This is a genomic window from Novosphingobium sp. G106 (assembly GCF_019075875.1).
GTDB lineage: Bacteria > Pseudomonadota > Alphaproteobacteria > Sphingomonadales > Sphingomonadaceae > Novosphingobium.
Window position 1 is genome coordinate 883,166 of record NZ_JAHOOZ010000001.1, and the last position, 11,865, is coordinate 895,030.

Below are 11,865 nucleotides of genomic sequence, written 5' to 3' on the forward strand. Positions count from 1 at the left end.
GCAGTCTACGCCGCGGCGGCGCGTGCTGCAAAGTCCGGCTTGGGCCGCAGCGCCGCGAACAGCAGCGCGGCGCCGAGGAAGCCGGGGACCGTCGCCCAGATCACCGGGTTGTATGACTTGCTCACGTCGTAGATGTGGTTGGCGACGAGCGGGCCGATGCCTTGCGCGAGCGTCGTCGTGATCGAGATCACGCCGTAGAACAGTCCGAAGCTGCGCGCGCCCAGGTGCGTGGAGGTCAGGTAGACGATGGCGTTCATCTTCATTCCGCCGGTCAGGCCGTAGGCGATCACCCCGGCCATCGAGGCCCAGAACACACCCGGCGCCAGCAGGAGCGACAGCGGCAGGCCCAGCGAGACGAGCGAGGCGATGATCGCGAGGCGCTGGACGTCGAAGCGATCCATCAGCACGCCGCCGATGAGCCGCCCGATGATGGAGGCGATGCCCATCGACCCGGCGATGGAGACCGCCTCGACGCGGGTGAGGCCCGTGAAGGTCAGTACGGGGACCAGGTTGAGGATCAGTGCCACCCCGGTCATCGCCGCGACCAGCGAGGCGCAGAACAGGATGTAGAGGTTCGCCGAGGCGAAGCCTTCGCGCGGGGTGAGGCCGGCGAGCGACGCCTGGCTGGGCGCGGCTTCGTCGAGCGCGTGGTCCTCGCTGTGCTGACCCGGCAGCCGGGGCACGAACAGCAGGACCAGCGGCGCGACGACCGCGCACCACATCACCGCCAGCGCCAGGAAACCGCTGCGCCAGCCGTGGTTCTCGACGAAGTATTCGGCGATGCCGGGCGCCAGCGCCATCGAGATGCCGGTGCCCGAAATGGTGATCGCGATCGCCATGCCGCGGCCGGCGTGGAAGATCGTCGAGATCGGCGCCATCCACACTGTGGAGGTAAAAGAGCCCGAGATGCCGAAGATCGCCCAGCAGGCCCACCAGTGCCAGAGCTGGTCGCCGATCAATGACATCGAGGCGATGGCGAGGAACGAGCAGATGACGGTGATGATCCCGCAGGTGCGCGAGCCCCACTTGTCGATCAGATAGCCGGCGGGCGTGGCCAGGAACAGGCCCATGACCGAGACCACGGCCGGGCCCGAGGAGATTTGCGCGCGAGTCCAGCCGAATTCCTCTTCGAGCGGCCCGAGCATCACGCCGAACACGGAAGAGAGCAGCGCGGCGAGCGACATGCCCATCGTGGTAGCGGCGACGAGCGGCCAGTACTTTCGCCATTCGCCCAGGGACGAGCCCGCTTGCATCGTTGCCATCAGGCCTGTTGCTCCTGCTTGGTGAAATCGGGGTAGGGCCCGAGCGAAAGGTAGAACAGCGCGGCAATCGCCAGGAACGGCACGGCGGTCCACATTACCGGGGTATAGGATTTCGTGAGGTCGTAGACGTAGTTGGCGACCAGCGGCCCGAGGCCGACGCCCAGCGCGATCGCGGTGTTGATCGCGCCGTAGAGCGTGCCGAAAGCCCGCGCGCCGAAGTGGCGGCTGGCGAGATAGGCGACGGCCGGCACCTTGGCACCGCCCATCAGCCCGTAGATCGCGACCCCGGTCGCGGCGGCCGCGGGCGAGCCGGGCGCGAGCAGCAGCAGCGCGGGCAGGGCGATCGCCCCGGCCGAGGACAGCGCGGCGATCGTGCCGGCGCTCATCCGGTCCATCAGCCAGCCACCGGCGATCCGGCCGGTGATGGTCGCCACGCCGATCACCCCGGCTACCGCTGCGGCCGTCGCGGGCGTCAGCCCGGTAAAGCGCAGCACCGGCACGAGATTGAGGATCAGCGCGACCCCCGCCGACATCGAGAGGAAGGCCGCGAGCGCCAGCTTGTAGAACTTGGGCGAGGCGAAGCCCTCTCGCGCGGTGAGGCCGGGGAGGGGAGCGCTCGGTTCCTGCGTTGCCTGTGTCGCGGCTTTGGGCCTGCCGGCGCCGCGGAAGAACAGCAGAATCAAGGGCAGCGCCACCGCCGCCCAGATCGCGCCCAGGCCAATATAAGCGCCGCGCCAGCCGTATTCGGCGAGGAGGTGGTTGGCGACGATCGGCACCAGCGAGGTGCTGATCCCCGACCCGCTCAGGGTAATGGCGACGGCGAGCCCGCGGCCCGTCTGGAACAGGCTGGAGATCGGCGTGAGCCACACCGTGGGCATGGCCGCTGCCGAAAGGCCGACGACGATCCACAAGCACCACCACTGCCAGAGCTCGCCTGCCACTGCCGACATCATTGCCACGCCCGCGCACATCAGCGTCGCCGCGACGATCCCGACGAAGCGCGCGCCCAGCCGGTCGATCGCGAGGCCGGCCGCGGTCGCCAGGAAGAACGCCATGAACGAGACGAGCGAGGTGCCGAGCGAGATCTGCGTCCGGCTCCAGCCGAATTCCTGCTCGAGCGGCTCCATCATTACGCCGAGCGACGACACGCTGACGGCGGAAAGCGAAACGCCCGCCGCGGCAGCCAAGACGACAGTCCAGTGGGCGCGCCATTCGGCACTCGCCGTGGCGGGTATGGTTTCCGGCAATCGCGTCTCCCTTGTCGATCGCATTGGTCCCAATTGCGCGGCGGCCTGTCAATCGCCGACCAAGCGCTTTTTTGTTTCGCACGGCAGTCCCGCGGGGTCAGACGGCAGTGGCCATCGTGCAACAGGCGGGCAGCGATTGCGCGAGCAGACAAGGCGGCGCACTTGACACTCTGGTTACATATGCGAAGAATTGCAGCCAGACAGGGCTGGAATTCGGGTTTTCAATTTAAAATGCGTGTCGCGCATTGCGAGTTCGCCATGGTGGTCGCAAAACTTGACAGTCGTCAAATATGGCCCACACTGGTATCAATGAAGACATAATTGGAGCTTGGCGGAACACCGCCATTCCATCGGTAGAGAGGAAGCCCGTTGGCCGCGAAACAGCGGCGGCGGCCTGAAGGTGGGGGGGTTACATGAATAGCAATCTTAGGCGGAATATCGCGCTCGCAGCGACCGCGATGGGCGTAGTCCTGACGACGCCGGCTTTTGCGCAAGATACCGGCGGCAGCGATATCGTCGTCACGGCACGCCGCGTCGAAGAGCGCCTGCAGGACGTGCCGATCTCGATCACGGTGTTCAACCAGCAGCAGCTGAGCAACCGGAACATCGTCAACAGCGCGGATCTTGCGACCTATACCCCTTCGCTGGCTGTCAACAGCCGATATGGCCCCGACAAGGCAGCATTCGCGATCCGCGGTTTCTCGCAGGATCTCAACACGGTGCCGACGGTCGCGGTCTATTTCGCCGACGTCGTGGCTCCGCGCCTCCAGTCGAACATCCAGAGCGGCAACGGCGCCGGTGTGGGCAGCATGTTCGACCTCCAGAACGTGCAGGTGCTGAAAGGCCCGCAGGGCACCCTGTTCGGCCGCAACACCACCGGCGGCGCCATCCTGCTGGTTCCGCAGAAACCGACCGACAAGCTCGAGGGTTATGTCGAAGGCACGGCCGGCAACCATGATCAATGGCGTGTCCAGGGTGTGATCAACATCCCCCCTGAGCGACACTATCCGTTTCCGCGCCGGCGTCGATCGCAACACGCGCGAAGGTTATCTGAACAATCGCTCGGGAGTCGGGCCGAAGGACTTCAATAACGTCAACTACTGGGCGGCGCGTGCCAGCCTCGACATCGATGTCACGCCCGACATCGAGAATTATACGATCTTCACTTACTCCCGCTCGCGCACGAACGGCTGGGTGGGCAAGTTGGCCTATGTCAACAACGGCACCGGCACCGGCAAGGCAGCCATCGCGGGTTCGGCCGCGATTCTGATCGCTGGCGGACGGAATCAGGCGATCGCCGAGGCCGGATACGGCCGCTACGATGTGGAGAGCAACACTCCTGATCCTTACGTGATCAGCCGTCAGTGGCAGGCGATCAACACCACGACCTGGAAGGCGAGCGACACCATCACGGTCAAGAATATCTTCAGCTACGGTGAATCGCGGGAAGCCTATTCCTCGAACCTCAGCGGCGATACCGGCGTGATTACCGGTCTCGGCACGTTCCCCTTTGTCATCACCTATCCGGGCAAGAACGGTGCCCAGGGCAACGAGCGGACGATCACCGAAGAACTGCAGCTTCAGGGCCGGACGAGCGATGGCGCCCTGACCTGGCAGGTCGGCGGCTATCTTGAGCACAGCAATCCGATTGGCCAGCAGGAACAGTTCACGCAGATATTCACGTCGCCGTGCATCGACGTTTACGCCTTCAAGTGCGCGCCGCTGGTTGCGTTCGGCAACTTGTTCGGCCAGATCGGCGATGCCAGGAACAACTATTACTACAAGAACTATGGCCTGTATGCGCAGGCGACCTACAAGTTTACCGAACAGCTCAGCGTTACCGCCGGTATCCGCAACACCTGGGATTGGGAAAAGGAAACCGCGAACAACGTCAAGGTCACGACCTCGACTGCAGGGCCGACCGCCTACGGCACGGCAACCTCGCCTTACAGTTGTTCACGCGCCGGAGCTTCGCAGCTCAGTCCGCCGCCTGCAGGCTCGGCTGCGCTGTTGACCAACGGGGCGTGCACGCGGACCTTCATCCTACCGATGAAAGGCACGCCGACCTGGCTCATCGACCTCGATTACAAGCCGACGCCGGACATTCTCGTCTATGTCAAATATGCGCGCGGTTATCGTGCTGGCGGCATCAACGAGGCGAACGTCGGCGGAGAGGTCTGGAAGCCCGAGAAGATCGACGACTATGAAGTGGGCTTGAAGACGACGTTCGGTGGCGCCGTGCGCGGGAACCTGAACATCGCGGGCTTCTGGAACGAGTTCAAGAACCAGCAGTACACGGTTTCGATCCCGGCCTGCACGGCGGTGACACCGGGTTGTACGAGCCCCGCGCCTACCGGGATCAATGGCGTCGTGAACCTCGACAAATCGCGGGTACGCGGTTTCGAGATCGAGGGTTCGATTTATCCGGTCGAGCCCCTGCGCATTGATTTCGGATATTCCTATCTCGATGCGAAAGTGCTCAAGTCGGGCGCTTCGTCCTGCGACGCAACCCGCTATCTCTGTGCCTCCGCCACTTTCCCGGTGCCGGGCACGCGCCTGCTGTTTGCGCCGAAGAACCGCTTCACGGTCAGCGGAACCTACACGCTTCCGTTCGACGAGGAGAAGATCGGCAAGGTCTCGATCGGCGCGACTTTCGTCCACACCGACAAGCAGTTCAACTCGCACTCGAACGATGATTTCTTCGCAGGGCATGCGATCCCGTACAATGCGAGCATCAGCCCGGCGACGAACTTGCTCAACCTGAACCTGAACTGGGAAAAGGTGGGCGGCAGCGCGCTCGACCTCGGCATTTTCGCCACCAATGTGACCAACAAATACTATTACGTTGCCGCGACCAGCTCGATTTCGACGATCGGCAGCGAATACATCATGCTCGGCGAACCGCGCATGTACGGCTGGCGGGCGAAGATCCACTTCGGTCAGTAGTCCAGCGCATTACCGCGGAACAACGAACGGCGGTCCCTTGCCAAAGGGGCCGCCGTTTCGTTTAAGCGTCCGATAAGTGCGGGAGTGATGGATGGGACAGGCTGCGCCGCGATCGGCGATGGCGGAGTGGCGGCGATACGGTGTGCTGCCGATAGCGGCGGGCATCGGCTATTCGACCATGGCCATCCAGACCTATGGCATCGGTCCCTTCGTCGCCTCGCTCGAGGCGCAGTTCGGCTGGTCGCGCGCGGAGGTGATGCTCGGCCTGACCATTTCTAACACGATCGGCGTCCTGCTCAACTTCGCCGTGGGCGTGCTCGCGGATCGCGTCGGGCCGCGCCGCGTCGCGCTGGGCGGGGTGATCGTCAAGACGAGTGCGATCGCGCTGCTGGCGACGGCGACCGGCTCCGTGCTCAACTGGTCGCTGCTCTGGATGCTGGTGGCCTTCGGCGCCGTGCTGGCCCAGGCGAACGTCTGGGCCAGCGCGGTTGCCAGCCGCTTCGACAAGGGCAGGGGCCTCGCGCTGGCGGTGACGCTGTCGGGCTCGTCGTTCTGCGCGGCGATCCTGCCGGTGCTCGCGGCCAAGCTGATCGGCATCTATGGCTGGCGCATGGCTTTCGTCGGCGTCGCGGCGATCTGGCTCGTGGTGGCGCTGCCGGTCGTGTTCTTCTTCTTCAGCGGCCGGCAGGACGAGCACCGCCGATCTTTGGAACCCGAGGTTCGGGCCGAGGTCTTGGCGACCCTGCCCGGCGTGACCGTCCGCGAGGGCATGCGCATGATCGCCTTCTGGCAGCTGATTATCGCCGCTTTCGCCTTCGCCTTCTACACGATGGCGATCGCGCCCAATCTCGTGCCGCTGATGACCGAGAAGGGCGAAACCGCGATGGCGGCGGCAGAGCTTGCAGCGATGATGGGCGTTGTCGGGATCGTCGCGCGGATCTCGGCGGGCTTCCTGCTCGACCATTTCTCGGCGAGAGTGCTCGGCACGATGGTCTTCATCCTGCCGGTGCTGGGCTGCGGCCTGATGCTGGTCGGCGCGCCCGGCTATCTCGTCCTGACGCTGGCGGTCATCAGCTTCGGCGTGACCATCGGCGCCGAGTACGACGTCGTCTTCTACCTCGTCTCGCGCCATTTCGGCCTCAGGAGCTTTGCGTCGCTGATGGGCGCGTTGCTGACCGCCGGGGCACTCGGCGGGGCCGTGGCGCCGGTCGTTGCGGGCTGGCTGCACGACCGCTTCGGCAGCTATGATCAGGTGCTTGTCGTGCTGATGGTGCTGATGGGCGGCGGCGCAGTCGCGATCGCGACGATGGGGCAGCCGAAGCAGGATTGGGGCGCAGCACACTGATGCATTCAGGAGACAAGCAGGCGGGCCCGGAAGCAGCCAGAGCCGAATGGCGCGCCTATTGGCCGCTGACCTTGGCGGCGCTGATCGGCTATTCGACGATCGGCCTGCAAAGCTATGGCATCGGGCCCTTCGTGCCGCATCTCGAGAAGGCCTTCGGCTGGACGCGGACCGACGTGATGATCGGCCTGTCGCTGTCGAACGCGGTGGGCGTGTTCCTGAACATCCTGATCGGCATGATCGTCGACCGTTTCGGGCCGCGCCGGGTGGCGCTGACCGGCCTGCTGGTCAAGACCGGCTCCTTCGCGCTCCTCGCTACGGCGACGGGGACGCTGCTCAACTGGTCGCTACTCTGGGTCGTGCTCGCGGTCGGCGTGGTGCTTGTGCAGTCGACGGTCTGGACCAGCGCGGTCGCCGCACGCTTCGACCATTCGCGCGGGCTGGCCATGGCCGTGGCCCTGTCGGGAACGCCGATCACGGCGGCGGTCGTCCCGGTCCTGGCGACCTGGCTGATCGGCGACTACGGCTGGCGCGTCGGCTTTGTCGGCGTCGCCGCGGCCTGGATCGTGGTGACACTCCCCGTGGTCTTCCTGTGGTTCAAGGACGGCCGCGATCCCGCGCAGCCGCTGCATGCGGCCGCGACCGGGCCGGTCTCCGGTCTGACCCTGCGCGAAGGGCTGCGTACGGCGGCCTTCTGGCGACTGCTCGTCGCCTTCGGCGCCTTCTCGCTCTACAACATGGCGATGTCGGCCAATCTCGTGCCGCTGCTCGGCGAGACCGGGCTGAGCGAGATGCAGGCCGCGCGGATCGCCTCGGTCATGGGGCTCGTCGGCATCGTCGCGCGGCTGACCGTCGGCTTCCTGCTCGATCGCTTTTCCGGCCCGCTGATCGGCGGGCTGACCCAGTTCCTGCCCGTCATCGCCTGCGGCATCCTGCTGCTCCATGATCCCGGCGTGCTGCTGCTGACGGTTGCTGTCGCGCTGTTCGGCGTGGCCACCGGTGCCGAGATCGACGTCGCGCTTTATCTCGCTACGCGGCATTTCGGCCTTCGGTCCTTCGCCGCGCTGTTCGGTGCGGTGATCACCTTCGGTGCGGTCAATGCCGCGATCGGGCCGATCGTGGCCGGTTGGCTCCACGACCGTTCGGGCAACTACGACGGCCTGCTGATGACGGTCATGGTGGCGATGACCGTCGGCGCGCTGGCCATGGCCACGATGGGTCGCCCGAAGCACGACTGGCGCGCGGCAGGCTGAAGCGGCGGATGTCCGTGTGGGCGATTATGCGCGCCTCCCTGAGCATACCCACCGGATCATCCGGCGGTTTCCTTGACTTGAGCGCGCGTGGTCCTACGTGAAAGGGCCTCAGTCAGGGGATTTTGATGGCAGTCGCGCCGCGCAGGGTTGGAGCAGAGAATTCGGCGACGCGCGCGCTGATCCTCGACGCGACAGAGCAGTTGATCCGTGAAGAAGGCTACGCCGCCGTCAGCACCCGCCGGGTTGCGGCCAAGGCCGGGCTCAAGCCGTCGCTCGTCCACTATTACTTCACGACCACCGACGACCTGCTGCTGGCGATGTCGCGCCGCGGTGCCGAGGAAAGCGACCGGATGATCGAGGCGGCGCTGCGCGCGGACGATCCAGTTCGCGCGCTCTGGGCCTTCCTCGTCGACAAGAGTCGCATTGCCATCGCGCTCGAATTCATGGCCATGGCCAACCACCGCTCCGCCATCCGCGCGCATATGGCCGAACACTGCGAGGCCATGCGCCGGCGCGAAGAGGAGATATTTGCCCACATCCTCGGTGAAAGGCTGGCGGCGGCGGGAGAGATCGCGCCGGCAGGGCTCAGTCTCGTGCTTGCGGGAATCGGGCGGGCGCTGGTGATGGAAGGCGGGCTCGGCGTCACGGCGGGCCATGCCGAGGCGCGCGCCTTCGTCGAGCAATGGCTGGACAGACTGGCACCGCTGCCGGAGAAGGCCAAGGGATAGACAACTGGGAGAGCGGCGCATGAAGCTCGCCTGTCGGGAGATCAAGCCGGAGATCGGCGCCGAGGTTCTGGCCGACAAGCAGGCGCTGCTGACCGGCGAACATGCTGCCGATATCCGCGAGCTTCTGGAGCAGCGCGGCGTCCTCGTCTTTCCCAAGGTCGATTTCACCGAGCAGGAACTGATCGCGTTCACCCGCACCCTGGGCACTTTCGCGCCCGACCGCGGCCCGGACGAGGTCACGCCGATCTCGATCGATCCCAGCGGCGGCACGACTGCCGACTACACCCGCGCCTCATTCTACTGGCACTTCGATGGCTACATGAACGAAGTGCCGATCCTCGGCTCGATCCTCTGCGCGAAGGTCCTCTCGGCCACTGGCGGCCAGACCGAATTCTGCAATACCTATGCAGCCTATGAAGCGCTGCCCGAGGAGCGCAAGCGCCAGCTCGAAGGCCTGCAGGCCGTCCACGCACTCGCCGGGGCGCAGCGCGCGGTCGATCCCGAGCCGAGCTACGAGACTTTCCAGCAGTGGCTCAAGATCCGCCGCAACACCCTGCCGCTAGTCTGGAAGCATCGGTCGGGCCGCAAGAGCCTCGTTATCGGCAATACGGCGGTGGGTGTCGTCGACATGGACCCGATGGACGGCTTGGAGGTGCTCGTCTGGCTGCGCGACTGGGCCACCCAAAAACGGTTCCGCTACAGCCATGAATGGTCGCTCGGCGATGCGGTTCTGTGGGACAACACCGGGACCCTGCACCGCGTCCGGCCCTATCCGGCCGACAGCGGCCGCCTGATGATCCGTACCAAGCTGGCGGGCGAGGAGCCTTTCGCCTGAGGCCGATTCAGCGTAGTTTAACGCCTGGGCGATCACAGTGATCGCTGCATCCGCCTTGACGCTGGCTTGCCTCTCGCGGCAATAGGCGAGGGTAGTTCATTTATTCAATCGCCGGGAGTTCGCCATGGCCACCGCCGCCCAGATCCGCCTGTCCGCCGAGAACGTGAAGCCGAAGATCGGCAGCCGTATTCTCAATACCAAGGAAGAGCTGCTGAGCGGCGAGCTTGCCGCCGAGCTGCGCGACCTGCTCGAACAGCGCGGCGTTCTCGTCTTCCCGACGATCAACTTCACCGACGAGGAGCACGTCGCCTTCACCAAGACGCTCGGCACTTTCGCGCCCGAGATGACCGACAAGGACAAGGACGAGCATGTCGTCCACGCGATCACCCTCGACGAGAAGGTGAACCCGGGTTCGGCTATCTACCTCAAGGGCTCGTTGTTCTGGCACATCGACGGCACGATGAACGACCTGCCGATCCGCGCCTCGTTGCTGGCCTGCAAGGTGCCGTCGCCCAAGGGCACCGGCAACACCGGCTTCTCGAACACCTATGCCGCCTACGACGCGCTGACCGAGGAACAGAAAGCCGAGTTCGACCAGTACAAGGTCCGCCACGGTGCCTGGGCGACCCTGATGTACTGGAGCCCCGAGCCCGACCAGACCCTGCTGGAGCGTATGCAGGCGATCGGCGACGTCGAGATCCCGCTGGTCTGGAACCACGAGTCCGGCCGCAAGAGCCTGGTGATCGGCAACACCGCCCATACCATCTCGGGCAAGAACCACTTCGATTCCACCCGCATCCTCAACTGGCTGCGCACCCACGCCACGAAGGAGGAGTTTACCTTCAGCCACGAATGGACCGTCGGCGACCTGGTGATCTGGGACAACACCGGCACGATGCACCGCGCCGAGGCCTATGATCCCGCCTGCGGACGGATGATGGTCCGCACCAAGCTAGAAGGCGAAGAGCCGATCCAGTAAGCTTCGCGATTGCTCCTCCCGGTGTGATGCTGTACATCTGTTCAGTATAACCGCCGGGAGAGAGAGCAATGGCTACGGCCGCCAAGGCGCGCTTCGCTTCGGAAGAGATCAAGCCCAGGATTGGCAGCCGTATCCTGGCGGACAAGGAAGCGCTGCTGAGCGGCGACTATGCCGCCGAAATCCGCGAACTGCTCGAGCAGCGCGGTGTGCTCGTCTTCCCCGAGATCCATTTCGACGATGCCGAGCAGATCGCCTTCACCTCGACGCTCGGCAAGTTCGCCCGCGAGATGCGCGGCGAGGACATCTACAAGATCACGCTCGACAAGAGCGTGACCGCCACCGCCGACTATCTCAAGGCGACGATCTTCTGGCATTTCGACGGCTTCTCGTCGCCCATGCCGATCCGGGCCTCGCTGCTGTCGAGCAAGGTGCTCTCCGAAGTGGGCGGCAACACCGAGTTTGCCAATACCTATGCCGCCTACGACGCGCTGCCCGAGGACGACAAGGCGATGCTCGAAGGCATGCAGGCGGTCCATTGCCTGGCCTCGACCCAGCTCGATATCGATCCGCAGCCGAGTTACGCCGAATGGCAGCGCTGGCTGGAGATGGGGCGCAAGGCGCTGCCGTTGGTGTGGAAGCACCAGTCGGGCCGCAAGTCGCTCGTGCTCGGCAATTCGGCGCACCACGTCGTCGGCATGGACCCGCTCGACAGCAAGGGCCTGCTGATCCGTCTGCGCGACTGGGCGACGCAGGAGCAATTCGTCTACAGCCACGAATGGACCGTCGGTGACCTCGTGATGTGGGATAACACCGGCAGCCTGCACCGCGCGATCCCCTATGAGGTGAACTCCAAGCGCATGCTCCACCGCACCAAGCTGGAGGGCGAGGAGCCCATCCTTTGACCGGTCGTGCCGCAGATAACCTCAAGACGCGCCTGCGTAGCGATCTGCGCGCGGCGATGCTGGCTCGCGATACGAAGCAGGCCGCGGTGCTGCGCGTCCTTCTCGCAGCGATCGACAATGCCGAGGCCGTGGCGATCGAGGAACGGCCGCAAAGCCTGCAGCGATTGGACTTCGCCGAGGGCGCGGCCGAAGTCTCGCGCCGGGTGCTGGGCGAAGATGAGGTTGCGGCGATCCTGACCGAGGAGATTTCCGCGCGCCGGCTTGCGGCCGATCAGATGGCTGCGCTGGGTCGTGCCGATCGCGCAGGCGAACTGAACGCCGAAGCGGATGTTGTTGCGCGGTACCTGCAAGATCAATCGTGATAGCGAATT

General features: G+C 65.1%; 11 protein-coding genes. 9 read left to right on the forward strand and 2 right to left on the reverse strand.

Annotation, left to right across the window (positions count from 1 at the left end; translation table 11 throughout):
* Positions 1-5: 5 nt before the first annotated feature.
* Both KRR38_RS04140 and KRR38_RS04145 read right to left on the reverse strand, forming a co-directional pair.
* On the reverse strand, positions 6-1,262 hold the full coding sequence (locus KRR38_RS04140; protein ID WP_217398888.1) for an MFS transporter: 1,257 nt from the start codon (positions 1,260-1,262) through the stop codon (positions 6-8).
* Positions 1,262-2,509, reverse strand: coding sequence for an MFS transporter (locus tag KRR38_RS04145; RefSeq protein WP_217398890.1), 1,248 nt, complete (start codon positions 2,507-2,509; stop codon positions 1,262-1,264). The genes KRR38_RS04140 and KRR38_RS04145 overlap by 1 nt, the downstream gene beginning before the upstream one ends.
* Before the next feature lie 413 nt (positions 2,510-2,922).
* Between KRR38_RS04145 and KRR38_RS04150 the strand changes: the two genes are divergently transcribed.
* The 9 genes from KRR38_RS04150 (at position 2,923) to KRR38_RS04190 (ending at position 11,856) form a co-directional block, all read left to right on the forward strand.
* Positions 2,923-3,600: a TonB-dependent receptor plug domain-containing protein gene (locus tag KRR38_RS04150; protein ID WP_217398892.1), complete on the forward strand. Its 678-nt coding sequence runs from the start codon at positions 2,923-2,925 to the stop codon at positions 3,598-3,600.
* Between the two features lie 67 nt (positions 3,601-3,667).
* The gene (locus tag KRR38_RS04155) at positions 3,668-5,455 is read left to right on the forward strand and encodes a TonB-dependent receptor domain-containing protein (RefSeq protein ID WP_309141179.1); all 1,788 of its coding nucleotides are present in this window, start codon (positions 3,668-3,670) and stop codon (positions 5,453-5,455) included.
* A 91-nt stretch (positions 5,456-5,546) separates the two neighbouring features.
* A complete protein-coding gene (locus KRR38_RS04160; RefSeq protein ID WP_217398896.1) occupies positions 5,547-6,800 on the forward strand; it encodes an MFS transporter in 1,254 nt (417 codons plus the stop codon).
* Positions 6,800-8,050 carry an MFS transporter gene (locus tag KRR38_RS04165; RefSeq protein ID WP_217398898.1) on the forward strand — a complete coding sequence of 417 codons (1,251 nt, stop codon included), beginning with the start codon at positions 6,800-6,802 and terminating at the stop codon, positions 8,048-8,050. The genes KRR38_RS04160 and KRR38_RS04165 overlap by 1 nt, the downstream gene beginning before the upstream one ends.
* Before the next feature lie 125 nt (positions 8,051-8,175).
* Complete coding sequence (locus tag KRR38_RS04170; protein WP_217398899.1) at positions 8,176-8,778, forward strand: TetR/AcrR family transcriptional regulator; 603 nt, start codon at positions 8,176-8,178, stop codon at positions 8,776-8,778.
* Between the two features lie 19 nt (positions 8,779-8,797).
* Positions 8,798-9,613 carry a TauD/TfdA family dioxygenase gene (locus KRR38_RS04175; protein ID WP_217398901.1) on the forward strand — a complete coding sequence of 272 codons (816 nt, stop codon included), beginning with the start codon at positions 8,798-8,800 and terminating at the stop codon, positions 9,611-9,613.
* A gap of 124 nt (positions 9,614-9,737) precedes the next feature.
* Positions 9,738-10,592: a TauD/TfdA family dioxygenase gene (locus KRR38_RS04180; RefSeq protein WP_217398903.1), complete on the forward strand. Its 855-nt coding sequence runs from the start codon at positions 9,738-9,740 to the stop codon at positions 10,590-10,592.
* A gap of 68 nt (positions 10,593-10,660) precedes the next feature.
* A complete protein-coding gene (locus KRR38_RS04185; RefSeq protein ID WP_217398905.1) occupies positions 10,661-11,494 on the forward strand; it encodes a TauD/TfdA family dioxygenase in 834 nt (277 codons plus the stop codon).
* Positions 11,491-11,856: a GatB/YqeY domain-containing protein gene (locus KRR38_RS04190; protein WP_217398907.1), complete on the forward strand. Its 366-nt coding sequence runs from the start codon at positions 11,491-11,493 to the stop codon at positions 11,854-11,856. The genes KRR38_RS04185 and KRR38_RS04190 overlap by 4 nt, the downstream gene beginning before the upstream one ends.
* The last annotated feature ends 9 nt before the right edge of the window (positions 11,857-11,865 follow it).